This is a genomic window from Erythrobacter sp. F6033 (assembly GCF_023016005.1).
Classification (GTDB): Bacteria; Pseudomonadota; Alphaproteobacteria; order Sphingomonadales; family Sphingomonadaceae; genus Erythrobacter.
Genome location: NZ_JALKAZ010000001.1, coordinates 2,155,476 through 2,180,946 on the forward strand (window position 1 = coordinate 2,155,476; position 25,471 = coordinate 2,180,946).

Annotated in this window: 23 protein-coding genes; 13 read left to right on the forward strand and 10 right to left on the reverse strand. The window is 57.0% G+C overall.

The features are described 5' to 3' along the window. The first annotated feature begins 18 nt into the window (after window positions 1-18). On the forward strand, window positions 19-987 hold the full coding sequence (thrB, locus tag MWU39_RS10370) for a homoserine kinase (RefSeq protein ID WP_247159914.1): 969 nt from the start codon (window positions 19-21) through the stop codon (window positions 985-987). Window positions 988-1,015: 28 nt separating this feature from the next. Beyond that, the gene (gene rnhA / locus MWU39_RS10375) at window positions 1,016-1,471 is read left to right on the forward strand and encodes a ribonuclease HI (protein WP_247159915.1); all 456 of its coding nucleotides are present in this window, start codon (window positions 1,016-1,018) and stop codon (window positions 1,469-1,471) included. A 73-nt stretch (window positions 1,472-1,544) separates the two neighbouring features. Here the strand turns inward: rnhA and MWU39_RS10380 are convergent, their stop codons facing one another. The 3 genes from MWU39_RS10380 to MWU39_RS10390 are packed head-to-tail and all read right to left on the reverse strand — an operon-like array spanning window position 1,545 to window position 3,906. Continuing rightward, window positions 1,545-1,721, reverse strand: coding sequence for a YegP family protein (locus tag MWU39_RS10380; protein WP_142787015.1), 177 nt, complete (start codon window positions 1,719-1,721; stop codon window positions 1,545-1,547). Between the two features lie 43 nt (window positions 1,722-1,764). Beyond that, the gene (locus MWU39_RS10385; protein WP_247159916.1) at window positions 1,765-2,910 is read right to left on the reverse strand and encodes an FAD-binding oxidoreductase; all 1,146 of its coding nucleotides are present in this window, start codon (window positions 2,908-2,910) and stop codon (window positions 1,765-1,767) included. A 6-nt stretch (window positions 2,911-2,916) separates the two neighbouring features. Further along, window positions 2,917-3,906, reverse strand: a complete 990-nt coding sequence (locus MWU39_RS10390; protein WP_247159917.1) for an alpha/beta hydrolase — start codon at window positions 3,904-3,906, stop codon at window positions 2,917-2,919. Window positions 3,907-4,018: 112 nt separating this feature from the next. Here MWU39_RS10390 and MWU39_RS10395 point away from each other — a divergent pair, with 112 nt between their 5' ends. The 7 genes from MWU39_RS10395 (at window position 4,019) to MWU39_RS10425 (ending at window position 11,457) form a co-directional block, all read left to right on the forward strand. Next, on the forward strand, window positions 4,019-4,501 hold the full coding sequence (locus tag MWU39_RS10395) for a prepilin peptidase (protein WP_247159918.1): 483 nt from the start codon (window positions 4,019-4,021) through the stop codon (window positions 4,499-4,501). 88 nt (window positions 4,502-4,589) lie between these two features. Beyond that, a complete protein-coding gene (gene cpaB, locus MWU39_RS10400; protein WP_247159919.1) occupies window positions 4,590-5,687 on the forward strand; it encodes a Flp pilus assembly protein CpaB in 1,098 nt (365 codons plus the stop codon). An 80-nt stretch (window positions 5,688-5,767) separates the two neighbouring features. Beyond that, window positions 5,768-7,381, forward strand: coding sequence for a type II and III secretion system protein family protein (locus MWU39_RS10405; RefSeq protein WP_247159920.1), 1,614 nt, complete (start codon window positions 5,768-5,770; stop codon window positions 7,379-7,381). Window positions 7,382-7,400: 19 nt separating this feature from the next. Further along, complete coding sequence (locus MWU39_RS10410; RefSeq protein WP_247159921.1) at window positions 7,401-8,048, forward strand: CpaD family pilus assembly protein; 648 nt, start codon at window positions 7,401-7,403, stop codon at window positions 8,046-8,048. Window positions 8,049-8,051: 3 nt separating this feature from the next. Then, a complete protein-coding gene (locus MWU39_RS10415) occupies window positions 8,052-9,335 on the forward strand; it encodes a pilus assembly protein CpaE (protein ID WP_247159922.1) in 1,284 nt (427 codons plus the stop codon). Between the two features lie 130 nt (window positions 9,336-9,465). Further along, the gene (locus tag MWU39_RS10420) at window positions 9,466-10,437 is read left to right on the forward strand and encodes a type II secretion system F family protein (RefSeq protein ID WP_247159923.1); all 972 of its coding nucleotides are present in this window, start codon (window positions 9,466-9,468) and stop codon (window positions 10,435-10,437) included. An 18-nt stretch (window positions 10,438-10,455) separates the two neighbouring features. Next, window positions 10,456-11,457, forward strand: coding sequence for a type II secretion system F family protein (locus tag MWU39_RS10425; RefSeq protein WP_247159924.1), 1,002 nt, complete (start codon window positions 10,456-10,458; stop codon window positions 11,455-11,457). 90 nt (window positions 11,458-11,547) lie between these two features. On the opposite strand, the gene MWU39_RS10430 is transcribed toward MWU39_RS10425, so the two are convergent. Further along, window positions 11,548-12,042, reverse strand: coding sequence for a MarR family winged helix-turn-helix transcriptional regulator (locus tag MWU39_RS10430; protein ID WP_247159925.1), 495 nt, complete (start codon window positions 12,040-12,042; stop codon window positions 11,548-11,550). A gap of 48 nt (window positions 12,043-12,090) precedes the next feature. Further along, window positions 12,091-12,963, reverse strand: coding sequence for a crotonase/enoyl-CoA hydratase family protein (locus MWU39_RS10435; protein WP_247159926.1), 873 nt, complete (start codon window positions 12,961-12,963; stop codon window positions 12,091-12,093). Window positions 12,964-13,094: 131 nt separating this feature from the next. Here MWU39_RS10435 and MWU39_RS10440 point away from each other — a divergent pair, with 131 nt between their 5' ends. Then, on the forward strand, window positions 13,095-14,102 hold the full coding sequence (locus MWU39_RS10440) for a hypothetical protein (RefSeq protein WP_247159927.1): 1,008 nt from the start codon (window positions 13,095-13,097) through the stop codon (window positions 14,100-14,102). 52 nt (window positions 14,103-14,154) lie between these two features. Here MWU39_RS10440 and MWU39_RS10445 read toward each other — a convergent pair whose 3' ends face one another. From MWU39_RS10445 to MWU39_RS10460, 4 genes are all read right to left on the reverse strand, one after another. After that, window positions 14,155-15,285, reverse strand: coding sequence for an acyl-CoA dehydrogenase family protein (locus MWU39_RS10445; RefSeq protein WP_247159928.1), 1,131 nt, complete (start codon window positions 15,283-15,285; stop codon window positions 14,155-14,157). A 26-nt stretch (window positions 15,286-15,311) separates the two neighbouring features. Further along, window positions 15,312-16,520, reverse strand: coding sequence for an acyl-CoA dehydrogenase family protein (locus MWU39_RS10450; RefSeq protein ID WP_247159929.1), 1,209 nt, complete (start codon window positions 16,518-16,520; stop codon window positions 15,312-15,314). Window positions 16,521-16,632: 112 nt separating this feature from the next. Beyond that, on the reverse strand, window positions 16,633-17,418 hold the full coding sequence (locus MWU39_RS10455) for an SDR family NAD(P)-dependent oxidoreductase (RefSeq protein WP_247159930.1): 786 nt from the start codon (window positions 17,416-17,418) through the stop codon (window positions 16,633-16,635). A 29-nt stretch (window positions 17,419-17,447) separates the two neighbouring features. Continuing rightward, complete coding sequence (locus tag MWU39_RS10460) at window positions 17,448-18,620, reverse strand: acetyl-CoA C-acetyltransferase (RefSeq protein WP_247159931.1); 1,173 nt, start codon at window positions 18,618-18,620, stop codon at window positions 17,448-17,450. 193 nt (window positions 18,621-18,813) lie between these two features. Here MWU39_RS10460 and MWU39_RS10465 point away from each other — a divergent pair, with 193 nt between their 5' ends. The 3 genes from MWU39_RS10465 to MWU39_RS10475 are packed head-to-tail and all read left to right on the forward strand — an operon-like array spanning window position 18,814 to window position 22,156. After that, the gene (locus MWU39_RS10465) at window positions 18,814-19,545 is read left to right on the forward strand and encodes a 2OG-Fe(II) oxygenase family protein (protein ID WP_247159932.1); all 732 of its coding nucleotides are present in this window, start codon (window positions 18,814-18,816) and stop codon (window positions 19,543-19,545) included. 8 nt (window positions 19,546-19,553) lie between these two features. Next, window positions 19,554-21,245, forward strand: a complete 1,692-nt coding sequence (locus MWU39_RS10470; protein WP_247159933.1) for a tetratricopeptide repeat protein — start codon at window positions 19,554-19,556, stop codon at window positions 21,243-21,245. Beyond that, window positions 21,242-22,156 (forward strand): class I SAM-dependent methyltransferase, encoded by a 915-nt coding sequence (locus tag MWU39_RS10475; protein ID WP_247159934.1) that lies wholly within the window; start codon window positions 21,242-21,244, stop codon window positions 22,154-22,156. Before MWU39_RS10470 ends, MWU39_RS10475 begins: the two co-directional genes overlap by 4 nt. Window positions 22,157-22,272: 116 nt before the next feature. On the opposite strand, the gene MWU39_RS10480 is transcribed toward MWU39_RS10475, so the two are convergent. Beyond that, entirely contained in the window at window positions 22,273-25,197 is a 2,925-nt protein-coding gene (locus MWU39_RS10480) for a TonB-dependent receptor (RefSeq protein ID WP_247159935.1), read from the reverse strand. Between the last annotated feature and the right edge of the window lie 274 nt (window positions 25,198-25,471).

Here is a 25,471-nt window from a genome sequence, read left to right on the forward strand (position 1 = left end):
TCCGGTCCACGCATTCGTATGGCTGTCTACACCCATCTCGGCGCAGAAGAACTTGCGGAGCTCATCGCGCATTACGATGTTGGCGAATTGGTTTCTGCCAAAGGCATCGCTGAGGGTGTTTCCAATTCAAACTGGTTGATTGAAACCACAGGCGCTGATGGGAATGGCGCGCGATTCATTTTGACGATGTATGAGCGCCGGATCGAGATCGATGATCTGCCCTATTTCCTTGGCCTCCTCGATCACTTGGCGGCCAAGAACTGCCCCGTTCCGCGCACGATCCATGACCGCGGCGGCAATGCCTTTCGAATGGAGCACGGCAAGGCTGTCGCTTTGATCGAATTTCTGCCTGGTGTTTCACCGACGCACCCGACCCCGCAGCAAGCACGCGCGTTGGGAGAGGTTCTGGCGAAATTGCATATGGCCAGCGGCGATTTTTCTCTGAGCCGCGCAAATACAATGGGTTTTGCAGACAATCTCAGAGTGCTCGAGGCGTGCGGTACAAGCGGCCTGGCCTCGATTAACCCCGATTTGCCAGCGATGCTTGAGCCTGCGCGAGCTGCAGCGGCAATTGATCTGTCGATCTTGCCGCAAGCGAACATTCACGCCGATCTGTTCCCTGACAATGTTCTGATGCTTGGTGACAATGTGACTGGCCTCATCGATTTCTACTTCGCATGTACAGGGGCGATGGCGCTTGATTTGGCAACCACTCATGCCGCTTGGAGCTTTGATGATCGGAACACCTACCGTGCGGATGTGGGCGGCGCGATTTTGGAGGGCTACGAGAGAGTGCGACCGCTCACCGAGGAAGAGCGCGCCTTGCTTCCCGAGATCGCAAAAGGCGCTGCGCTGCGCTTTGCCGCGAGCCGCGCCGAGGATTGGCTCGATACGCCGGATGACGCTTTGGTAATCCGCAAGGACCCGATGCAGTTCGTCTCTCGATGGCACTATTATGAGGATTTTGGCGCGCAGCTATTTGCGTGACAACACGTATCGCGGCATGGAGCCTCCCATGAAGAAAGTCGAAATTTTCACCGATGGCGCCTGCAAGGGCAATCCCGGCCCGGGCGGCTGGGGCGCTTTGCTGCGTATGGGCAAGCATGAGAAAGAGCTTTCCGGCGGCGAAGACGACACGACCAACAACCGGATGGAAATGACCGCCGTGATCAAAGGCCTCGGCGCTTTGATCGAGCCGTGTCAGGTCGATATCTATTCCGACAGCAAATATGTTATCGATGGCATCACCAAATGGGTCGACGGCTGGCAACGCAAAGGCTGGGTCACGGCCAGTAAAAAGCCGGTGCGCAACGAAGACCTTTGGCACGAGCTGATCGCAGCTGTGGCGCGCCATGAAGTCGATTGGCACTGGGTCAAAGGCCATTCCGGCCATGTCGAAAATGAGCGGGTCGACAAACTCGCCAGCGACGAAGCGGAACGGATCGCCACTGCAGATCCGGACGCTGAATAAAGTCCTTCCAGAATCAAAACGGGCGCACCCCGCGAAGGGCACGCCCGTTTTAGATTTGATGTCAGATGACGGCTTAGCTGTTGTCGACAACGTCGGCGCCAGGGCCGTTTTTCTTGATCGAGTCGATCGCATTCTGCGCTGAGGATTTGCTGGAATAACCCTGAGTCGAGAACATCACTTCGCTGTTGTAGCTAAAGCGTACGCGGAACTCGCCAGATTTGTCTTTGTAGATTTCGAAATGGTGGCCCATCATTTATCTCCCATCATTGGTGGTTCAAACTCACAGCAGTTTGTTACATATCACTTGAGACTTGGCTAGGGTTTGGCGCTCGCTCAAGATGTAAAAATCTTCGTGGATCATAAGCCGTGCGATCAATCCCCCTCGTCAATTCGTCCGCTTCATGGCCGAGAATGATCTGCGCACCCAAGCGTGCGGCTGCTGGCGCGGTTTGGATGCCAAACCCTCCTTGGCCCGCAAACCAGAAAAAGCCATCGACCTCGGGATCGGCTCCGTAAACGGGCAACCGGTCCGGTGCGAAGCTTCTGAGGCCAGCCCAGCGACGCTCAACCGCCTCAATGTTCCAGTCTGTCACCCTCTGGAACCGGTCAATCACTCGGGCGACGTCGATCTCCTCAGCCGCTGCATCGCAGGCCTGTGTGGGTATTTCGTCATGCGGACTAAGCCAAAGCCGCCCATTGTCCGATTTGAAATAGAAATCGCCATTGATATCGAGCACCAAGGGTAAATCAGCGGGTGCCTGCGGCGTGACGCGCAACTGCACCACGGTCCTGCGATATGGAGTGATGCCGAGCGGTGTGGCACCGGCCATTTGCGCTATAGGGTCAGCCCACGCTCCGGCGGCGTTTACAATGTTGCTCGCTGAGAACACGTCCCCTACCACAGTGGTGATCTGCCAAACGCCTTTTGACCGCTTCAATTCGCCAACCTGAGCGCGGCACACTATGTCAGCACCGCTTGCTTTGAGGCGTCTGAGATAGTCCTGATGCAGGCCCGCGACATCTATGTCAGCGCATGCCGCTTCCCAGATGGCATCGCACCAGTCATTGCGAATGGCGGGCACGCGCTGCTTCAGCTCCTCTGCATCCAGCCGTTCGATAGTTACGCCGGTACCGTCGAAGGTCTGGACAAATTCATCGAGCAATTCGCGATCCTCGCCGCGCCCGACATAAAGCGCGCCGCGTTCGCGCAGAAATCCGTTTTCGCGCAGATAACGCCCTGATGCGAGAGTAAGCGGGACTACCCCCGGACCGCCATAACACTCTTCCCAGAAGGCAGCCGAACGCCCGGTGGAATGGTAACCCGGCGTGTCTTCCGCCTCGAGCACCAATACTTTTGCGTGCGGCGCAAGTTCGGCAGCCAGGCTCGCACCCGCCATCCCTGCGCCAACAATCGCGAAATCGTAGACCCTGTCGCTCATGTAAGCTCAGTCGGCTTTAGCCGGTGCATGCTGGTCAAGAAAGCTGGCTATCCGCTGCATGATCGGATCGCGCACAGCATCCACTTCGCGCAGCACCTCATGCGCAGCCTCATTGCCCAGTTCCATCAGTTCACCATTGGGCAAACGCTCAGCGGCGCGAACATTGGCATCGTGGCTCACCAGTTTATCAGCTTTGGTCGAGATAATCAGAACAGGCGTCTGCACACTTTCCAGCGCGCCATCTTCTTCCAATTCGCGCCAAGAAGCATAGGCACGCTCAACCCAGTGCCAGCTTGCCGGGCCCATCACCAATTCCGGGCGCTTATCCCGCCACCAGGCCTCATCTTCATAGCGATCCTTGTCGTGGGTCAGCAAAGTTGCCCGGCCCAGCGGCAATTCGCCCGGTTTTTCGCTCCATTTCCATGCCTGCCGCTTGGGATCGCCGATCTTCGTCATCAACTGCGCGACACCGTGCAGCATAGGCAATGGCAATGGCGGACCGGACATGCCCAGCATTGGCGCGCTTAAGAAAACGGCGTCAGGGTCGACACGTTTCTCGACAAGAGAACGCATCACAACCTGCCCGCCCATCGAATGCGCTGCCAAAACATGCGGTCCGGGAGTGCTCGCGACCCAATCCTTCCAAAGGCCGGAAAGATCATCGACCCAGACATTGAAATCGGAAATATGGCCCGTCACGGCGTCGTCGGCCAATCGCCCACTGCCAGCCTGCCCGCGCCAATCCGCGCCGGTTACCCGCCACCCGGCCCGGTGCCATTCTTCCAGTGACTCAAGGTATTTTTCATACGCATCGCCGCGCCCCGGCAAAAACAGGATCGAACCACGCGGCTCGGGCTCTGCACCCGGCCAATCAATCCGGCGCACAGCATGGCCATCGGGCGCATGCCAAATGGTTTCGGTGGCCGCAGGTGGGATCACCCGGCGATCGATCACAGCCGCGTTCGCCGGGCTGGTTGAGGAGTGTGCTTGACTCACGTGGATAATTTCGCGCCTCTGGGTTTGGTTACTTTTTGGTAAGCACTCACCTGTAGCAACACCCTCAAGAGGTCCAACCGGACAACCCGGCGGGCCACCTTTGGGGGCTTTGATGCTTACAACATATGTTCACTACGGTCTGCTGATTGCCTTGGCAATCGCGCTGCTGTTTGCGGCATTCACAGATATTCGCAGCCGTCAGATCAGCAACAAGCTTAATCTGGCAATCGCGATCTTTGCGCCCGTCTTCTGGTGGAGCAGCGGCCTTGCCCTGTGGCCGGATGTGGCCATGCAAGTTGGCGTCGCCGTTGCAGCCTTTGCCGTTCTCGCGGGAATGTTTGCACTCGGCATGATGGGCGGCGGCGATGTGAAGCTGCTGACCGCGCTCGCGCTGTGGATTGAACCCAACGCATTTCTTCAACTGCTTGTCATCATGGCAATCGCAGGCGGCGTCCTGACCATCGTCATGGGCGCCTGGCATTTTCTCAAACAGCAAAAAGAACGGCTCGCCATTCCATACGGCGTGGCCATCGCATTTGGCGGTCTTTGGGTGCTGGTCGTCAACTACATGCCGGACACGGCAAGCTTCGCGTGAACCTGATTTTAACCAATCAGGACGTACGAAGTTAAACCATACCCGCCCAACAACCGTTTTAGGGCATCAATTAGGGGGCTAAGAAGCCATGGATAGGAAGAAACTAGTTCTGCTGCTCGGAGCACTGATCATCGCGGTCGGTACTGCTTTTGCTGCGCGGAGCATGTTCGCGGAAGGCGCTGCGCCAGAGGTCCTCGCGGCACCTCAGCCAGAAGGCCCGAAAGTTCTGGTTGCCAATCGCGGTCTGCCCGCAGGCACGATCATCACAGCCGACGCGCTGGGATATCAGCAATGGCCAGAAGAGCTTGTTCAGGACGCCTACTTCATTGAAGGCGAATCTGATGTGAACCAGTTGATTGGCACTGTTGTCCGTCATCCTGTCACCGCTGGTGAGCCTGTGACCCAAGGGTCGCTCGTTAGCCCTGGTGATCGCGGCTTCCTCGCTGCGGCGCTTGGTGCCGGTATGCGAGCTGTTACTGTTCCTGTGTCTGCCCGTACCGGTGTTGCCGGCTTCGTATTCCCGGGTGACCGCGTGGATCTTCTGCTGACCCAGAAATACGAAAACAAGGTAACCGACGTTGATTTCGAAGGCGCGGAAACCATCCTTCGTAACCTTCGCGTTCTCGCGACTGACCAGTCGACCGAAACCGTAACCAACGAAGAAGGCAAGACGGTTGTTCGCGCTTTCCGTACAGTTACACTCGAAGTCACTCCGAAACTGGCCGAGAAAATTGCTGTTGCCCAAACCATGGGCACTCTCAGCCTGGTGCTTCGTTCACTCGCCGACAATCAGGCCGAGCTTGATCGCGCTATCGCAAACGGTGACGTCAAAATCCCTGAAGGAGCCACGCCTGAAGAGGAAGAGCGTCTGCTGCGTGCGGCCGTGACCCGTCCGGTTGATGGCAAGCAGACTTACCAGACTGCGTTCGACGTATCGAAGTTCCGTCGTCAGGAAGAAGCTAAGGCCAAAGCAGCGTTGCAGGCCATGAAGCCAACTCCTCCTGCAATCGGCGTTTCGTCTTCGGCTCGCGGTGAGCCGGTTCGCACCGGTCCAACCGTCCGCGTAACCCGCGGCAAAGCGACCAGCGAAGTTCCGGTCAGCACCACACGCGGCCGTGGCACCAATTCGTCGCTTCGCAGCTCGAGCCGACCCAACAACGCGCCATCACCACAAATCGTGCGCTGAGGGGACATCACATGTTTCGCAAGACACAAAGTCCGAAGTCCGCCTTCGCGGCACAACGAAAGTCCACAGGGGGCCTTAAAATGAAGCGCCAACTTACTGCCAAATTGCTGCTTGCGAGTATCGCAGCAGCCCCGCTTGCAGCGGTGCCGGTGGCTACCGCCACAGCCCAGCAGGTCGTTAAACCGTCGCAGGAAATTGTTCTGTCGATCGGCAAAGGCGAGCTGGTGACTATTCCGGGCTCGATGGCTGATGTCTTCGTCGCTAACGAGAACGTTGCAGACGTTCAGGTCAAATCACAGCGCCAGCTTTATGTCTTTGGTAAAGCGGGCGGTGAAACCACTATTTACGCCAGCAATGCTCGCGGTGATGTGGTCTTCGCAGCGAATATTCGCGTCGGCAACAATATCGGCAGCATCGATCAGATGATGGCCCTTGCTATGCCAGAAGCGAAAATCAATGTCGCAACAATGGGCACCAACACTGTATTGCTTACGGGTACAGTCAGCGCGCCTGAAGATGCAGCCGAAGCGCAGCGTCTGGTTCAGGCATTCCTTGGTGAAGACGCCAATGTCATCACCCGCTTGAAAACGGCAACGCCGCTACAGGTTAACCTGCAAGTGAAGTTTGCCGAAGTCAGCCGCAGCCTCGTTCGCGAGATCGGCGGCAACCTTTCAACCTATGATTTCTCGACCGGCGGATTCCGCGGTGCGCTCGGCACCGGTCGTCCATTGGGCAACGGCGCATTCCGCGTCGATGGCCCGATTGCGGTCGGCAACGGAGTTGCTAACCCGGCTCTTATCGTGGGCGTTGATCCGGTTACCGGAGAAAACATCACCATCGAAGGTCCAGGCATCAACTCTGATGGCAACACCACTCTTGGTGGTTTGGGCCGCCTGTTCGGTCTGGATGTGCTGGGCGCAATGGATCTGTCCGAACGTATCGGTCTTATCACCACGCTTTCGCAGCCAAACTTGACCGCTCTTTCGGGCGAAACTGCAACATTCCTCGCCGGCGGCGAATTCCCGATCCCGATCAGTCAGGGTCTGGGCAACGTCTCGATCGAGTATCGCAATTTCGGCGTAAGCCTAGCCTATACTCCAACCGTGCTATCGAATGGCCGGATTTCGCTTCGGGTTCGCCCGGAAGTGTCCGAGCTTTCGACACAAGGTTCGGTAACGCTCAACGGCTTCCAGGTTCCAGCGCTGACAATTCGTCGCACTGAAACAACCGTGGAACTCGGCTCAGGCCAGAGCTTCATGATTGCTGGTCTGATGAGCAGCAACTCACAAAATGCCTTGGATAAGGCGCCAGGTCTTGGCGATATTCCGATCCTCGGCAACCTGTTCCGTTCACGCGATTATCGTCGCGGTGAAACCGAGCTGGTCATCGTTGTTACGCCGTTCCTGGTGAAGCCGGTCAACGCCAGCGACATCAAGCTGCCAACCGACGGCTATCGTTCGTCGACCGAGCTGCAACAGCTGCTTTTGAACAAACAGCATGACGGTGTTTCTGGCGAACAGCGCCCGGGACCACGCGCCGCAGATGAGGAAGCACCGCTTCCCGATGTAAGCGACGCCGATCCGTCAGCGATTGTTCCAAACAACGCTCCGAAAAAACCGCGCCGCGCGGACAACAAAGATCGCAAGAAGAAGGACCGCACAGCAGACGCAGCGGCTCCTGGCTTCAGCCTCTAATTCGAGAAAGGTGAGAACGATGCTCATTGCACGGAAAAGCAAACTCGCGGGGGCTCTCGCACTTTCGATTGGCCTGATCACAGCAGGCTGCGGCGGTGTTGCGACAAACACTTCGCTTTACAGCACCAAACAGGCGGTGGTGGAACGCACGAACTTCACGTTCGATGTGCAGACCAACGCATCTGGCCTTCCAATCGGCGAGCAATCGCGATTGAACGGTTGGTTCGAAGCGATGGACCTTCGCTATGGTGATCGTGTCACTATCGAAGATCCTGCGAACAGCACGGCTGTTTCGACCGCGGTCAACGATCTGGCGGGCCGCTACGGCATTATCGTCAGCAAAGTTGCGCCGACCACCGCAGGCTATCTCCAGCCGGGTCAGGCACGTGTGGTTATCACACGGTCTTCGGCATCGGTTCCGGGTTGCCCCGATTGGTCAGCCAAATCGGATACTAACTATATGAACGCAAACAGCCCGGGATATGGCTGCGGCGTTAACAGCAATCTGGCGGCAATGATCGCCAATCCGGAAGACCTTCTCGAAGGTCAAAAGGGTACGGGCGAGACAGTCATCGTGACTGGCACCAAAGCCATCGACACATATCGCGAAACACCGCCAACAGGGGCCGGTGGCCTTCAAAGCGCGCAAGCCGAAGGGGGACAGTAAGTCATGAATGCTCCATGGAAATCAGGTCTACCCGGCAACCGCGACGCCTTCGCTGCCTATATCTGCGACGATGCTGCTCTGGACGTATTGCGTCCAGTCGTCATCGAAATGGGATGGCAGCCTGAAAAATGTAACAAAGGCGGCCTTCGTAACGCGATCCAATCGCTGTCTGTTAGCGCGAGCCCGGCCATTCTGGTCGTTGATCTTTCGGAAAGCGGTGATCCGCTCAACGACATCAACGCACTGGCCGAAGTTTGCGAACCGGGCACCGTTGTGATCGCCATTGGTCAGGTCAATGATGTACGCTTGTACCGCGACCTCGTCGCCAGCGGCATCCACGACTATCTGCTGAAGCCGCTCAACGCACAGCAGCTGCACGATTCATTGAATCAGGCGCTGGCTGTCTTCACATCACCTAAAGCGGGCGATGGCGAAACTGCCAAGCGGCACATTTCGACTGCAGTCGTGGGTACACGTGGCGGTGTTGGCGCATCAACGCTGGCAACTTCGCTGGCGTGGCTGTTCAGCGGCGAGCATGAATCTCCGACTGCGCTGCTGGATCTCGACATCCACTTCGGCACAGGCGCGCTCGCGCTTGATCTGGAGCCGGGCCGAGGTCTCACCGACGCTATCGACAATCCAAGCCGGATTGACGGACTGTTCATTGAACGCGCAATGACGCGTGCCAGTGAAACGCTGTCGATCCTGTCGGCAGAGGCACCGATCAGCCAACCGCTAATGACCGATGGTTCTGCATTCGTGCAGCTCGAAGAAGAGTTCCGCTCTGCATTCGAGATGACCGTCATCGACATGCCGCGCAACATGCTGATCAACTTCCCGCATCTGCTTGCAGACGTGAACCTTGTGGTTCTGACGTGCGATCTGACGCTGGCATCGGCACGCGATACAATCCGTATCCTGTCATGGTTGAAAACGAACGCTGCGCATGCGCATCCGATGATCGTTTGCAACAAGGTGCAGCCGGGTGTGGCAGAGATCAGCAAGACTGATTTCGAAGCCTCAATCGAACGCAAAATCGATTTCGTCGTCCCTTACGATGCGAAGGCAGCCGCCAACGCAGCCAAGCTGGGCCAGGTGTTTGTCGAAGCGAACAAATCGAGCAAGGCTACCGCTGTCATCAGTCAGCTGGCCGAGCGTATCACGGGCGCGAGCGAGGACGACATGTCTTCGATCACAGAAGAGAAAAAATCGCTGCTTGGCGGTTTTGATCTGAAATCGCTGCTCGCGAAGAAAGACAAAGCGCCAGTGGAAGAGCCAGCTGAATAAGCAGTCTTCCACGGCATCCGACCCTGACCATTTCGGTTCAGGTTCGGCTGCGGCGGGCCGTTTCGTCGGCCCAATGAGGCAATGCTGCGAACCGCGCAGCGCAACGTGTTGAAACAGGCGGGAAACTACAATGGATTTTACCCAAACCCTGCTCATTACAGTCGGCATCTTTGCCGTGATCGTGCTGGCCTATTTGGCCTTTAGCGGTCCGGCCGTCGGCTCTGCGCAAAAACGCCGTCTCGATGCATTGCGTTATCGCCATTCCGAGAATGCGAACACCAAAATGGAATCGCAGCTCAAGAAAGCGATCGCTGCGCGCAAACCGAAAGCCCACCATGTCGCGGGATCGGGTTCGCGTATGGAAGCTTTGGCCGTTCGGCTGGACCGGACCGGCAAAGGCTGGACTATAACACAATACGTCTACGCGTCGCTTGGCCTGGCCGTTGTGATCGCGATGGCCGTGTTTATGCAAAGCGGTGCAATTCTGCTTTCGCTGGGCGTTGGCTTGGTGATCGGTGCTGGCTTGCCGCACCTAGTCGTCGGCTTCTTCATCAACAAGCGGACCGCCGGGTTCAACGAGAAATTCCCTGACGGCATTGAATTGCTGGTGCGCGGTTTGCGTTCCGGCCTGCCAGTGACGGAGACGCTTGGCGTTGTCGCTCAGGAAGTCGACGGCCCCGTCGGCATCGAATTCAAAGGCATCGTGGAACGCATCAAGATCGGTAAAACGATGGAAGACGCGTTGCAGGATACCGCGGATCGTCTCGGCATCCCAGAGTTTAACTTCTTCTGCATCACGCTTGCGATCCAGCGCGAAACCGGTGGTAACCTCGCCGAAACGCTGTCGAACCTCGCAGACGTGCTGCGCAAACGTGCGCAGATGAAGCTGAAGATCAAAGCGATGAGCTCAGAATCAAAAGCGTCCGCCTACATCGTTGGCTCCCTGCCCTTCATCGTGTTCGGCCTGATCTACATGATCAACCCGGGCTATATCGGCGGCTTTTTCTACGAAGACCGTTTGATCATCGCCGGCCTTGGCGGGCTCGTCTGGATGAGCATCGGGGTCTTTATCATGGCCAAGATGGTCAATTTCGAAATTTGATGCGGGAAGGAATTAGCAATGCTTGAACAACCCGCAGGACCAACGCTGCTTGGCTTCGACGTCGTCGTCGTAGGCACCATTCTGGCCGGACTCGCCGCTTTTGCCGTTGTCATGGCAATCTATGCTGCGGTCACGATCAAGGACCCTATGGCCAAGCGCGTCAAATCGCTTGAGGCACGCCGCGACGAATTGAAAGCTGGCGTGATCACAGCCGGTACGAAAAAACGCGCAAGCCTGGTCCGTAAGACCGACGGCACCGATAAAATGAAAGAGCGGCTCGACAGCATGAAAGTGCTGCAGGAGAGCCAGCTTGAAGTGATCCAGCAAAAGCTGGCCCATGCCGGTATTCGCAATAAAGAGCTCGCCGTGTACATCATTGGTGCACGCGCGGTTCTTCCAATTGTGTTCGGCATTCTCGGCTTTGCGGTGATCTACTGGATCGACTTCTTCCCAGACTGGGGCCCGATCAAGCGTCTCGGCGCGATGTCGGCGATCCTGTTCCTGTCCTACAAGGGCCCGGAAATCTTCCTGTCCAACAAATCGTCCAAGCGGACGGCGGAAATCCAAAAGGGTTTGCCAGACGCGCTCGATTTGCTCGTGATTTGCGCCGAAGCCGGTCTGACGGTCGACGCAGCGTTCAACCGCGTGGCGAAAGAACTGGGCCGGGCTTATCCCGAACTGGGTGACGAATTCGCACTTACCGCAATTGAGCTGTCGTTCCTCAACGAACGGCGTCAGGCGTTTAACAACCTCGCCTACCGCGTCGATCTCGAAGCGGTCAAAGGCGTGGTGACAACCATGGTTCAAACGGAACGCTACGGTACTCCGCTGGCATCGGCACTCCGCGTGCTGTCGGCTGAATTCCGTAACGAGCGTATGATGCGCGCCGAAGAAAAAGCCGCGCGTCTGCCGGCGATTATGACGGTTCCGCTCATTCTGTTCATTCTTCCTGTGCTCTTCATCGTGATCCTTGGCCCAGCGGCCTGCTCGATCTCCGATGCTCTGATCAACAAGGAATAAAAGTTACGAGTAAATCGAGGCACGATTACTCGGATAAACGAAGGGGTCGTTCAGGTTCGCCTGAGCGGCCCCTTTGCAATTGGAGCGGGATTATTCCGCCAGTTCACCGATTTGTGCAGCGCGTTTGCGCATCCGGCCAAGCAGCTCGCGGAACTGGAGCCGCTCTTGCGGAGTGAAACCTTCGAACAGTTCGCTCTCGCTGGCGATAACAAGTGGCATCACCTCGCGGTGGATCGCCCGCCCCTCTTCCGTCAATTCCAGCAAGTGCGAGCGCCCATCGCTTTCATTGGGCACACGCCCGATCAGACCGCGCTCCTCCAGCACCTTGCACGCGCGGTTCACCGCAACCTTGTCCATTAGGGTGGCCTGCGTAAGCGCCTGCTGCGTCGCAGCGTCGGTTTCGCTATCGCCAAGCACAGCCATCACGCGCCACTCTGGCACCTTGAGGCCAAAGCGCCGCCGATACCGTTCGGACATTAAGTCACTGACAGCGTTTGAGGTAATCGAAAGCTGGTACGGCAAAAACTCCGCCAGCCGCCAATCGGTTTGCGATTGCTCTGAATTGTCGTTTGCAGTCTTACTCATGGCGATGGTTTCTCATGAAACCATCGCCTTTTGCAAGTCCCCGCCCGTTTACGAGTAAGGCCGCTCATCCCACCATGGGTAGAAATCGGGCATGTCTTCGCTGACTTTCGCGGGATATTCCGGTGTGCGCTTCTCCAAGAAGCTGGCGATACCCTCTTTCGCATCTGCGCCGCGCGAAAGGCGATAGATGGCGCGGCTATCAATCTTGTGCGCTTCCATAGGATGGTCGGTGTTCATCAGACGCCACATCATCGCCCGCGTCATTGCAACGGACACGGCGGATGTATTGTCAGCGATTTCGCGGCCAATCTCGCGGGCCGCCTGCATTAGGCCGCCTTGCGAATGGATCGAGCGGATCAATCCGCCCGCTTTGGCTTCCTCGGCATCGAAAACACGGCCCGAGTAACACCATTCTAGGGCCTGACTGATGCCAACAAGGCGCGGGAGGAACCAGCTTGAAGCAGCCTCGGGCACAATCCCTCGGCGCGCGAATACAAAGCCGTATCGCGCGTTGTCGCTTGCCAATCGAATATCCATCGCAAGTTGCATAGTCGCACCCACACCTACGGCGACACCGTTGCAGGCCGAGATAAGCGGTTTCTTGCTTTCAAATAAACGCAACGTCAGCAATCCGCCCCCGTCGCGAACGCGCTCATCGGAAAGATCATCAACCTCATTCGGGTCGGAGAACACATGCCCTCCCCCTTCCGGCGTTAAATCCGCGCCTGCACAAAAGGCCCGATCGCCGCTACCGGTGAAGATCACCGCCCGAACGCCATCATCCGCGTCAATATCGTCCATCGCCACCATGATCTCCGCGCCCATAGTGCGCGTATAGGCGTTCATTTTTTCTGGGCGATTTAACGTGATGGTCGCAATGCCATCGGCTTTCTCGACAAGAATCTGGGTGTGGTCGGTCATTTCAGTCTCTCCTTGAAACCGTATCTGACACACTGGTCTGAGACAGAAAACCCCGCGCCATCGATTTGCGGAGGCTGTTTTGCACATAAGCGTGGCTGACACACTGCGAGCCAATGGATAGGGTACTAGTTATGACATTGCCTGCTGACATCGCTGCAAACTCAGACTGGATTCCGCACCGCGTGGATTGGAACACGCGGCAGGTCGAATTCCTCAAAATTCCGAGCAGCAAATTTGTGGAGCCAGGCTTTCTGGCAGACTTTCAGCCGGCTGGGTCTAGCGACAAAGCCGTAATCAGCGCGACCGATGTGATGGCGATGGAGGCCGACACTGGCCCGCTCCACTTCATTTTCCACACCGCTTTCTGCCGCTCCACTCTGCTCAGCAAAGCATTGAATATTCAGGGTGTGTCTGTTGGAATGAGCGAACCGGGCATCTTCGCAAACCTCAATGGTGCAGGCGAGCAAGCCGCTCCTTTGGTGGAGCCGATCATGCGCCTCCTCGCGCGCGCGCGCAGCGATGCTCGGGCTGTATTCGTCAAGCCGACCAACCATTCCAACCGGCTGATCCCGCAATTGCTGCAATCGTGCCCCGATGCAAAAGCGATCCTGATGAGCAATCCGCTTGAGACCTTTTTGGAAAGCGTCGCGCGCAAGGGGATGCACGGGCGCAGATGGGCGCGAAATCTTCTGCTGGAAATGCAAAGCTATGCCGGGATGGATTTCGGGATGGACGAACGCGAGCTGTTTTGCATGTCAGACATGCAGGCAGCGGGCCTCGCATGGTTCCTGAACCAGAATTACTTTCATGCCCTCGCCAGCAGCGCATTCGGGCCGAGGCTCAGGGTGCTTGATGGCGACGTGTTCAACAAGGAACGCGCCGCCACGATCAAGTCAGTGCTGGAATTCGCAGGCGTGGGACATCAGGATACGCACGTTGAGAACGCCGTAAATGGCCCGGCCTTTGCCAGCCATTCCAAACTAGGCGGCGGATTCGATGGCGATCCGACTGCAACAAAGGCAGCGCTGTCTGACACGGTTTCCGAAGAAATCGCTCAAGTCGCGCAGTGGGTTGGCATGATCATTCAGCAGACTGGGCAACCTCTGCCGCTCAAACAAACACTTTTCACGCCGCAATAGAAAAGGGCGGCCCCGAAGAACCGCCCTTCCCTAATTCTGCAAAGATCGCCGCTTATGAAAGCGCGATATGCCGTTTCATGTGGTGATCGACATTGCCGAACTCGGAATCGAAGATCGTCAGACGTTTGAAGTAAGCACCAATCGCCAACTCATCAGTCATGCCCATGCCGCCATGAATCTGGATCGCTTCCTGACCGATATGATGCGCTGCCTGGCCTAGGCGAACCTTAGCAGCGGAAACGGCCAGCTTACGGGTCCGCTCATCTGCGTCGAGGCGCAGCGTCGCCAGATAGGTCAGCGATACGGACTGCTCGTATTCGGTATACATGTCGACCATGCGGTGCTGCAGCACCTGGAATTTGCCGATCGGCACGCCGAACTGTTTGCGCTGGCGCGAGTATTCGACGGTCATCGTGTGGGCGACTTTCATCGCACCGCAGGCTTCCGCGCATTGTGCAGCGATGGCTTCATCCGTGACGCGCTCGATCAGCGGCAGAGCATTGCCCTCTTCACCAATCAGAGCCTCTGCCGGAACAGAGACGTTCTCAAAATAGACTTCGGAAGCATGGCGCCCGTCAACGGTCGGGTAATCGCGTGTGACGACGCCATCGGCGGACTTGTCGACTACGAATACCGAAATGCCCTGCTTGTCCGTACGCTCGCCCGATGTGCGTGCGGTGACAATCAGATGGCTCGCCCATGGCGCACCGATGACAACCGATTTGTGGCCATTCAGCACATAGTCGCCGCCAGACTTCTTCGCGGTGGTTTCGAGGTTCGCATAGTCATACCGGCCCCGCGGCTCTGCATAGGCAAATGCAAAAACGCGGCTGCCATCGACGATAGCGCCAATGTGCTCTTCTTTCTGAGCCGCTGTGCCAGCATGCTTCAGAAAGCCGCCTGCGCAGACAACAGTCGGGACGAATGGCTCAACCACTAGGCCTTTGCCGAATTCTTCCATGACCACCATGGAATCGACGGCACCGCCGCCAAAACCGCCATCGTCTTCGCTGAAAGGCATGCCCAGAATACCGAGCTCGGCAAGCTGCGCCCACACTTCGGGCCGCCATCCGGCTTCGCTGGCAACCACGCCGCGGCGGGTGTCCCAATCATAGTTTTCGCGGACCATACGGGTCAGGCCGTCGCGAACCATGTCTTGTTCTTCGGTGAAATTGAAATCCACTTATACTCTCCGGTATCGCTTGCGGCTTAGAGGCCGAGGATCATCTTGGTGATGATGTTGCGCTGAATTTCGTTCGATCCGCCATAAATCGACGTTTTGCGCATGTTGAAATAGGTCGATGCGGCATGCTGCGCATAGTCCGGCCCTATCGGATACTGGTTTGAACCTGCATCACCCGGCACATTGGCGATATTGCCATAAAGCGGCGTGCCGTAACTACCGACAGCTTCCAGGGTCAGCTCGGTAAGGCGTTGCTGGATCTCGGTACCTTTGATCTTCAGGATCGAGCTTTCCGGACCGGGGCCTTTTCCAGCCTGCTCACCGGCCAGCGTGCGCAGCTCAGTGATTTCGAGCGCAGCGAGATCAATCTCAAGCTGGCTGACTTTGCGGGCAAAATCGAGGTCACTCATCAATGGCTCACCGTCGAGCATTTCCGATCCTGCAATCTCGCGCAGCTTTTCGACGCCGCGCTTGGAACGCGCAACACCAGCAATTCCGCTGCGCTCATGCGCGAGAAGGAACTTGGCGTAGGTCCAGCCCTTGTTCTCTTCACCGACAAGATTTTCGACCGGAACGCGAACGTCCGTCAGCCACGTTTCATTGACCTCGTATCCACCATCGATCAACTTGATCGGGCGCACTTCAACACCAGGTGTGTTCATGTCGAGCAGGATGAAGCTGATGCCTTCCTGCGGCTTGGCTGCATCTGGATCGGTGCGGCACAGGAAGAAACCCCAGTCGGCGTACTGCGCCAAAGTGGTCCACGTTTTCTGGCCATTGATCACATAGTGATCGCCATCGCGCACGGCGGTGGTTTTCAGCGAGGCGAGATCCGAGCCAGCGCCCGGCTCTGAGTAACCCTGACACCACCATGTTTCGCCGCTGCGAATACCTGGCAGATGCTGAGCTTTCTGCTCTTCATTGCCGAAGGTGTAGATCACCGGACCAACCATCGACACGCCAAAGGGAAGCGGCATAAGCGCGTTCACGCGGGCGTTCTCTTCCGACCAGATATAGCGCTGTGTCGGGGTCCAGCCGGTGCCGCCATATTGCTCTGGCCAAGCCGGAACGGACCAGCCCTTTTCACCCAGAACCTTGTGCCACGCGACGAAATCTTCCCGCGCAAGATCTTCGCGCAGGCCTGTATCGCCGAGATGCTTGGGATAGTTCGCTTCGATAAAGTTACGAACTTCCTCGCGGAACGCCACTTCTTCGGGCGTGAATTCAAGGTTCATGGGGTTCTCTCCTAAAGACCGTTTTTGCCTGATCGCTCAGGCAAGTACGTTTCCGGCACCCGATCGGATGCGGAAAGGGCCGCGCTTTTTTGCAAGCGCAGCCCCAGCAAAATTACCGCGGTGCCATGCGGATCGCGCCGTCGAGACGCACATCTTCGCCGTTGAAATATCCGGTTTCGATCATGCACATGGCAAGCTTCGCGTACTCTTCCGGATTACCCAGACGTTTCGGGAATGGAACCGATGCAGCGAGCGCTTCCTTCACCTGAGGCGGTGCAGCATTCATCAACGGGGTTTCAAAGATGCCCGGCAGGATGGTGTTCACGCGGATGCCTTCGCGCATCAGATCGCGCGCGATTGGCAGGGTCATGCCAACAACGCCGCCTTTGGATGCAGAGTAAGCCGCTTGGCCGATTTGGCCGTCTTCAGCAGCCACCGAAGCCGTGTTGACCATCGCGCCGCGTGCGCCTTCTTCGTTGATTGGGTCGAGGCTCATCATGCCAGCCGCCGATTTGGCGATGCAGCGAAATGTGCCGATCAGGTTGACCTGAATGACGAAGTCGAATGCCGAAATCGGGAAGTGCTTGATTTCACCAGTTTGCTTGTCGCGGCTGGCGGTTTTGATCGCGTTGCCGATGCCAGCGCAGTTCACAAGAATGCGCTCTTGGCCGTGGGCTTCGCGGGCCTTGGCAAAGCCTGCATCAACGTCTTCATCGCTGGTCACATTGACCTTACAAAACACGCCGCCAATTTCGGCAGCCATGGCTTCGCCCTTTTCTTCGTTCATGTCGAAGATGGCGACTTTCGCGCCTTTGGCCGCGAGAGCACGCGCGGTTGCCGCGCCGAGCCCGGATGCGCCGCCTGTTACGACGGCAGGGGTGTTTGCTGATACTTCCATGGGGTCTTCCTCTCAGATTCTAAGGTAGCTTATAGCGATTCAACGATAGTGACATTGGCGACGCCGCCGCCTTCGCACATCGTTTGCAGGCCGTATTTCTTGCCGTGGCGCTTCAGTCCGTGGACCAAAGTCGCCATCAATTTCGTGCCCGACGCGCCCAGTGGATGGCCGAGCGAAATCGCGCCGCCATGCACATTGAGCTTTTCCGGGTCTGCACCCGTGTGCTTGAGCCAAGCCATCGGCACCGGCGCGAACGCTTCGTTGACTTCGTAGAGGTCAATATCGTCGATTTTGAGGCCCGCCCGCTTCAGCGCTTTATCGGTAGCGAACAGCGGCTCTTCCAACATGATCACAGGATCGCCTGCCGTCACGGTCAGATTGTGGATGCGGGCCATCGGGGTCAGGCCATACTTCTTCAGAGCCTCTTCCGAAACAACGAGCACGGCCGATGAACCATCGCAGATTTGGCTGGCGCTGGCGGCGGTCACTTTGCCTTCAGGCGCGATCAATTTGACGCCCGCAATACCTTCCAGCGTCGCGTCGAAACGGATGCCTTCATCGATCGTGTGCATCTCCGTGCCGTCGGGAGTTTCGATCTCCACTGGCACGATCTCGTTGGCAAAGGCGCCAGCCTCTGTCGCAGCGATTGCACGCTTGTGGCTTTCAAATGCGAATGCATCCAGATCGTCTTTGGAGAAGCCGTGTTTGTTCGCGATCATTTCCGCGCCCATAAACTGGCTGAATTGCACACCAGGATATTTCGCCTTCACCCCGTCAGACATGTAATTGCCAAGCCCCTCTTTCATGTGCAGCGTCATATTGCTGCCCATCGGAACGCGGGTCATGCTTTCTACGCCGCATGCGATCACCACATCCTGCGTGCCGCTCATTACAGCTTGCGCGGCGAACTGGATGGCCTGCTGCGAAGACCCGCACTGGCGATCAATCGAAACAGCCGGGGTGGATTGCGGGAGAAGTTTCGAAGCAAGCACAGCCATACGGCCCACCTGCCCTGCCTGCTCACCGGCTTGGCTGACACAGCCTGCAACAACATCGTCAATCGCGCTGGGATCAATGCCGCTGCGCTCAACCACCGCATCTAGCGATTTGGCGAGCAGATCGACAGGGTGCACGCCTGCGAGACGGCCACCACGGCGACCTCCGGCTGTACGAACGGCGTCGACGATATAGGCTGTGGCCATTTGGATTATCCTCTCGTTTACGTAAACGTTGCTCTTTGCCACTGACTATGTGAGCGCGAACGGCAAATCAATGGGCGAATTGACGCTATTGCGGCGCAGGGCGAACTTGCCGCTACGGCATCCGAAACCTCAGGCGCAGACTCGTTGCAAGGGTTGCTTATTCCCGCTTGGTCTGGCTACGGATAATGGCGAAATGAAGACACTGTTTGAACTCAATCCCGCGCTCGATCGCGGTGCGCTGGCACAGCGTTTTGCTGACACAGGCCGCGTGCAGATTCGGGATGTTCTGACCGAGGAAGCAGCACAGGAAATCCTGACTGTTCTGACCAAGGGTACACCGTGGGGGATGGCGACCGGTGCAGGCGATGAAAACCGCCAGAGCTTCCCGGCGGAGATGATGCGAACGCGCGAAGGCCAGCAGGAAATCAACGCCGCAGCAAACGAAGCGGCGCAGAATTCCGCCCGCGGCGAATATGGCTTCCGCTTCGCTCACTATCCGATTTTGACAGCTGTTCAGGAGGGGCGGAACCCCGGCGGCCCGCACGAAATCCTGATTGAACACCTCAATGCCCCCGAGTTCCTCGGTCTGGCGCGCGAGGTTACAGGGATCAATGCTTTGGTGAAGGCAGACGGTCAGGCAAGCCTGTTCGCGCCCAACCACTATCTCGGACGCCACATCGACAGCCACGTCGCAGAAGGGTGGGAGGTTGCCTATGTGTTGAACTTCGCCCCGCCCAACTGGCATCCAGACTGGGGCGGGTATTTGCTGTTCATGGATGATGATGGCGATGTCGTGGAAGGCTTCCGGCCTCGCTTCAACGCGCTCAACCTCTTCCGCGTGCCGCAGTCCCATATGGTCAGTTATGTTCCGCCATTTGCGCCGGTTGGCAGGATGGCTGTAACCGGATGGCTCCGTTCCCAATGAGCGTGGCCATGTCTGTGCAGGACGCGCAGATGCGCATTCAAGCGGCACTGCGATCAAACGATTTGGCGGGTGCACGCGCAATTGCGAAAACGGCACTGCGCGCCAATCCACGCGATGTCACGCTTGCCCATATGGCTGGCAATCTGGCTCTGAAAGCGGGCGATCCAAAGGCGGCGAGCAAGCACTTCGAAACCGCTGCCACGCGCGTGCCGAGCCATCTTGATTATACTCTCGATCTTGCAATTACTCTCCAGCAACTGGGGCAGCATGAGGACGTGATCAAGCGACTTGCGGCGCGTGAGGACGCCGGGCGCAAAGCGGTACGATATGCCAGTATTCGGGCATTATCGCACAAAGAGCTCGGCCAGATGGATGAGGCCGCAGAGTGGTATGATGTCGCGCTCTCGATAGAACCACAGCATCCGCGGGCGCTTCATGGACGCGCGCGTGTCGCACTTGAACGCGGCGAAGCAGAAGCACTTGCCAGATTTGATCAGGCCTTGTCAGTCAATGCTGGTGATGCCGATGTATGGCTTGGCAAAGCGAACGCGCTGGATGTCTCGGGGGATGCACAAGGCGCGATGACGGTTGCCCGCCAGATTGCTGAACAAGCGCCATCTTACCTGCCGGGGCAGTCTTTCCTTGCGCAAATGAAGCTTGCGGCAGGCGAGGAGAACTTTGCTTCCCATTACGCCGATGCCGCCGCGAAACATCCGCAAGACCCCAATATTCCAGCTGCGCATTGCGATGTGCTGTCCGGCCTGGACCGGGCACAAGAAGCGGCAGAGGTTGCCGCCAACGCGCGCATAGCCTTTCCAGATGTCGAACACTTCGCGCTCTCAGAGGCAGTCCATAGCGGGACAGCTGGCGACTGGGACCGGGCTGACGCGATTTTTGCCGACCTGCGAGATGACAGACCGATCCGGCATCTCAATGAAGCCCGCCATCGCCTTCGCAAGCATGATCTTGATGCTGCCGAACGCTCGCTGACAAAGGCGCTAAGCGGCGATGGCTGGGATATCGCAAGCTGGGCTTTACTCGGCATCGTCTGGCGCCTCTCTGGCGATCCCCGCGCTGAATGGTTGCATGAGCGGCAGGGTCTGGTCCAGTTCTTACCGCTCGAAGGCGCAGAGGACCTGGTGGAGAGATGCGTCTCCTTCCTTCGGGAATTGCACGCGAATTCGGCGATGCCACTTGGCCAGAGCCTTCGCGGAGGCACCCAGACACGCGGTATACTCTTCTATCGAACTGAGCAGCTCATCCGGGAGCTTCGAGACGCGATTGCCGAGACAGTTGAGACCTATCGCAGCCAATTGCCAAAGCGGGATGAAAAACATCCGCTGCTTCGGCACCGGAATGCAGATTGGCGGTTTGATGGGTCATGGTCCGTCAGGCTCACTGGCGGGGGCGATTTTCACACCTCCCATATACACCCTAAGGGGATTGTATCCTCGGCGCTGTATCTGATCACGCCCGATGACTGCGCTGACGAGAGCTCGCGTAACGGTTGGCTTGAAATCGGGCGCCCTCCTCCTGATCTGGGGCTGGATTTGGAGCCCGTGAAGGCTATCCAGCCAAAATCGGGGCATCTCGCGCTGTTCCCTAGCACTTTGTATCACGGCACCACCCCATTCGCGGCATCGGAGCGAATGACGGTGGCCTTCGATGTTGTCAGCCAAAGAAAGTCATACCCGAAATGAGCAACACTCAATCGCAGGATGCTTGGGGCGATTTCTGGGCGCTCAACGCACGCGGAAACACCAGCGGTGAAGGTGGAGGCTGCCTGCCACAAAGATGGGCAGCCATCGAGCAGGCGCAATCCGGGGTATGGCATGACTTTGCCGAACATCTGCCTGAGGGAGCAAAGGTCCTCGATCTCGCGACCGGTGATGGGAGGGTCCTTGGCTGGATGATCGCCAAACGTCCTGATCTCATTCTGACAGGCGTTGATCTTTCACCGACACTGCCCAAACCTCCCTTAGGAACAGAAACTCTCAGCGGTATCCCGATGGAGAAACTGCCCTTCGAAGAGGGCACATTTGATGCTGTGGTGAGCCAATTTGGGTTTGAATATGGTGATACCGGTCAAGTAACGGCGGAGATTGCCCGGATACTCAAGCCTGGCGGCAAAGTCGGTTTGATTATGCATCGCGGCGATGGCCCGATCCTGGCGCATAATCGCGCGCGCCGTGACGAGCTTCTATGGCCGCTCAAAGAGAAAGCGGTCGCTCGCAAGGTAAAGACCGCGCTCAAAAAAGGTCCATCCGCAATCGACAAGGCTGCGGAATTTGCTGGGAAAATCGCGCAAAAGGGCGCCGAAAAGTTCGGTCAGCAATCACCCGCTTGGGAAATTCCCGAGGCGATCCGCCGCACGTGCCTGATGGGGCGCAGCTCTGGTGTAGGTTCCATTATCGAGACTGTCGGGACGATCGAAGGCCACGCAAAGAATGAGCTGGGCAGGATCAAATCGCTTACGGGCGCCTGCGCGACTGCCGATGATCGCCAGACCATTGTCGACCACTTTGCATCGCGGGGTCTGGCATTGATGGAAACACGCCATCTTACAGAAAAGAGCGGCCGCGAATTCGCGGACTTTGTCCGGTTCGAATAAACGCCGCTCCGACGCACGTCCACGTACGGACAGAATACAAAAAGGGCGCCAGACCGAAAGTCTGGCGCCCTTTTGTTCGATTGTGTCCCCGACCGAAGCCGGGGACACTAATCTGATTAGAAGCGGAACTGTGCCGAAACGAAGAAGTCACGACCCAGAACATCGTATGTGCTCGGGTATGTGTTCGACTGCTCAGCGTTGTTAAAGTCACCAAGAAGCAGCGTGTTCGTGTCGTTAATGACGTTACCAGCTGCATCGAAGATTGGCGACGATGGCAGAGTATCAAACAGGTTGTTGACACCAGCCGAGACGGTCAGGTTCTCCGACGCATCAAACGACAGCGTAAGATCGATGAGGTCGTATGCATCGATACGCTCAACGAAGTTGTCGTCTGCATCAGTATCGTCGTTCACTGCCGACAGGTGACGCCAGCGTGTCGAGAGGGTCATAGGACCATCAGACCAGCTGAAACGCGAAGTCCACTTGAACGATGCCTGTGGATCATCACAGGTAAGTCCGAAGCGACCAGCACACTGATCAACAATCGTAGGATCCGATACGTCTGGACGGGTATCGTTCGATTCCGTCCAAGTACCCAGGAACAACACGTCGAAACGTGAGTCGCCGTCACCAGTGATCGAGAACGGTACCGAAGTGCCGTAGTTCACCTGAAGGTCGATACCCGAAGTGCTGAATTCAGCGATGTTCGCGCCACCGAGTACTGGTGGGTTGTCACGGCTGAATGCACCCTGCGCGTCACGTGTACCAACGAAGGTAGCGCAACGTGGGTCGCTCAGATCCTGTGCTTGGTTGTAGCAGAGGTCCAGAGCTTGCTCGAGGCTGATCGTGGTGATCGCGTCTTCAACGACGATGTCGAAGTAGTCGGCTGTGATCGTCAGACCAGGGATAAACGACGGCTGAAGCACGATACCAAAGGTATAGCTGTCCGAAGTTTCTTCACCGAGGTTCGGGTTACCACCGAACAGAGCAGCGATCTGGCCGTCTGGCTGGACAACTGCGTTGTTACCGATGTTACCAGCTGGAACGCCGTTAGCCTGACACAGCGCGAGAAGAGCACCGGTAGGAGTTGGAGCGTTACCAGCACCGCCGTCACCCGCACATGGATCGTTTGCGCCTGGGAAGCCGATGGCTGTACCCTGGAACAATTCACCTACGTTCGGAGCACGAACAGCGCGCTGATACTGACCACGGAGCGTGATGTCCGGGATCGGCTGGAACTGCGCACCACCGGCATAAGTCCAAACACCGCCGACTGTGCCGAGCGAGTAATCGGAATAACGTGCCGCACCGTTCAGTTCGAAGCGGATACCGCTTTCGGTTTCGAACGGAATGTTAAGCTCACCGAAGAACTCGGTTACGTTATACGCACCTTCAGTTGGCTCACCAGCGTTAAAGCCAGCTACGTCACCCGAAGCGAGGAACTCGTCAGGGATGAAGCGCGAGCTAACCGAACGGTACTCAGTACCTACCGCGAAAGCGACTGGTTCTGCAGCACCAAGAGCAAAGTCACCGAAAGTACCCGAGATAACGCCAGAAGCGACTTCAAGAGTAGAGATATCGCCGTTTTGCGCTTGGATGCGGAATACGTCGACCATGTCAGGTGTAAGCGTACCAGCACCGAAGATGTTGATCTGCTCGTCACCAGTACCATTCACCGCAGCAGTGAAGCGCGAAACAGATGCGTTACCCTGCTGAATGTTGGCGTTACGAGTACGCGAGTACATGTAGTACGCATCGTACTGCAGGTAATCGGTGATGTCGCCGCGCGCACCAGTTACGATACGGAAAGCGTTCCGTTCGTCGAGGTTACGACGGCCGCCGGCTTCTTCAAGACGACGACGGATCTGTACGTCGATCAGGCCGTTGTTTGCGTCCGCACCAGTTTCCGAAGCATCAAGCTGACGGAATTGTGCTTCTGTCGCAGCATCGATGAAGCCGTTTGCAACAAGCGAGTCGATGTCGAGGAAGGTGTTTACGAGAATTGGTGTTGGAGCCAGTTCTGCATCAACGCGGTTGTTGGTGTATGCAACTTCCGTGTAGAATTCGAGTGCATCCGAAACCTCGTAGCTCGCGTTACCGCCAAGCAGATACCGCTCTTGCGGGAGCTGCAGGTAGTTAACTGGAGCGTAGTTATAAAGGTCACGAGGAGTTTGGTAGTCGCGGAGCGAGCCCGGAGTACCAAAGATCGCGAGGTTGCTGTTAGGCTCGAACGAAGTGCCAGTTACATCGCCGTCGCCATCATAGCGAAGACGTGTTTCTGGTGGAAGCGACGAACCAAGCTGACGCAGTGGCGAACCACCAAGAGCGAAGAACGAGAAGTCACGGTCGCCCTGGAAGATTTCGTCACGGTTGAAGTACTCACCGAATACGGTGACGTTACCACGACCTTCATCGAAGCTCGAACCGATCGCACCATGGATCTGGTAACGACGGCCATCACCGCGCTCTGTGAGCGAGTACTGACCACCGATTTCAACGCCTTCAACTTCACGAAGACGGAAGTTCACAACACCTGCAAGAGCGTCCGAACCGTAGACGGCCGAAGCACCACCGGTAACAACATCAACCGATTCCAGAAGGAACTGCGGGATGGTGTTCAAGTCGGTGATTTGGTTGGTATCATAGAACATCCAGCGGCGGCCATTGACCAGCAGCATGGTACGTGTCGCGCCAAGACCACGAAGGTTCAGCGATGCAGTACCGTTACCTGGGTTGTTCGAGAACGATGTCGTACCTGGAACAACTTGCGGCAGGGTGTTGATTACGTTTTCAACGTTGACCGTACCAGAAAGTTGGAATTCTTCGGAATCAACGACTGCTACTGGAGCAGCAGTTTCAACGTTACGACGCTGAATGCGTGAGCCGGTAACAACGATAAAGTTGTCATCAGCAGCTTCGGCCGAACCATCAGTGCCGACGGATACCGGCTCTTCTTGGTCCTGAGCATATGCTGGCGTTGCAACCATGGCACCAGCCATGATTGTACCCGCAAGCAGACTGCCTTTGCTAAAACGGTTCATTTTAGTCCCCTTAGGAGTTTGCGACCTTGATTGGTTCGCATTTGGCTAAAATCACGGGCAATTACCCGGATTGGGCGGCCTTAAGACACGCGAACCCTTTTTCGCAATCGCAACAAGCGTGCTTAACGAAGGTTGATTACAACGTGTGACATTCACGCTACACATGTTGCCACGGCTCAATTCTCTTGGTCTTTGTCGCCACTTGGAACTAACGGAACGAGGGTTTTTGAGGTAGTTGTGGCCAGGAAATCACAAGTTCTTTTGGAGATTACGG

Coding starts and splice junctions, on each gene's coding strand:
- MWU39_RS10420 (WP_247159923.1), top strand. CDS start 9,466: ATGGATTTTACCCAAACCCTGCTCATTACAGTCGGCATCTTTGCCGTG.
- MWU39_RS10480 (WP_247159935.1), bottom strand. CDS start 25,197: ATGAACCGTTTTAGCAAAGGCAGTCTGCTTGCGGGTACAATCATGGCT.
- MWU39_RS10455 (WP_247159930.1), bottom strand. CDS start 17,418: ATGGAAGTATCAGCAAACACCCCTGCCGTCGTAACAGGCGGCGCATCC.
- MWU39_RS10460 (WP_247159931.1), bottom strand. CDS start 18,620: ATGGCCACAGCCTATATCGTCGACGCCGTTCGTACAGCCGGAGGTCGC.
- MWU39_RS10385 (WP_247159916.1), bottom strand. CDS start 2,910: ATGAGCGACAGGGTCTACGATTTCGCGATTGTTGGCGCAGGGATGGCG.
- MWU39_RS10405 (WP_247159920.1), top strand. CDS start 5,768: ATGAAGCGCCAACTTACTGCCAAATTGCTGCTTGCGAGTATCGCAGCA.
- cpaB (WP_247159919.1), top strand. CDS start 4,590: ATGGATAGGAAGAAACTAGTTCTGCTGCTCGGAGCACTGATCATCGCG.
- thrB (WP_247159914.1), top strand. CDS start 19: ATGGCTGTCTACACCCATCTCGGCGCAGAAGAACTTGCGGAGCTCATC.
- MWU39_RS10475 (WP_247159934.1), top strand. CDS start 21,242: ATGAGCAACACTCAATCGCAGGATGCTTGGGGCGATTTCTGGGCGCTC.
- MWU39_RS10425 (WP_247159924.1), top strand. CDS start 10,456: ATGCTTGAACAACCCGCAGGACCAACGCTGCTTGGCTTCGACGTCGTC.
- rnhA (WP_247159915.1), top strand. CDS start 1,016: ATGAAGAAAGTCGAAATTTTCACCGATGGCGCCTGCAAGGGCAATCCC.
- MWU39_RS10395 (WP_247159918.1), top strand. CDS start 4,019: ATGCTTACAACATATGTTCACTACGGTCTGCTGATTGCCTTGGCAATC.
- MWU39_RS10440 (WP_247159927.1), top strand. CDS start 13,095: ATGACATTGCCTGCTGACATCGCTGCAAACTCAGACTGGATTCCGCAC.
- MWU39_RS10430 (WP_247159925.1), bottom strand. CDS start 12,042: ATGAGTAAGACTGCAAACGACAATTCAGAGCAATCGCAAACCGATTGG.
- MWU39_RS10470 (WP_247159933.1), top strand. CDS start 19,554: ATGTCTGTGCAGGACGCGCAGATGCGCATTCAAGCGGCACTGCGATCA.
- MWU39_RS10410 (WP_247159921.1), top strand. CDS start 7,401: ATGCTCATTGCACGGAAAAGCAAACTCGCGGGGGCTCTCGCACTTTCG.
- MWU39_RS10465 (WP_247159932.1), top strand. CDS start 18,814: ATGAAGACACTGTTTGAACTCAATCCCGCGCTCGATCGCGGTGCGCTG.
- MWU39_RS10380 (WP_142787015.1), bottom strand. CDS start 1,721: ATGGGCCACCATTTCGAAATCTACAAAGACAAATCTGGCGAGTTCCGC.
- MWU39_RS10450 (WP_247159929.1), bottom strand. CDS start 16,520: ATGAACCTTGAATTCACGCCCGAAGAAGTGGCGTTCCGCGAGGAAGTT.
- MWU39_RS10415 (WP_247159922.1), top strand. CDS start 8,052: ATGAATGCTCCATGGAAATCAGGTCTACCCGGCAACCGCGACGCCTTC.
- MWU39_RS10435 (WP_247159926.1), bottom strand. CDS start 12,963: ATGACCGACCACACCCAGATTCTTGTCGAGAAAGCCGATGGCATTGCG.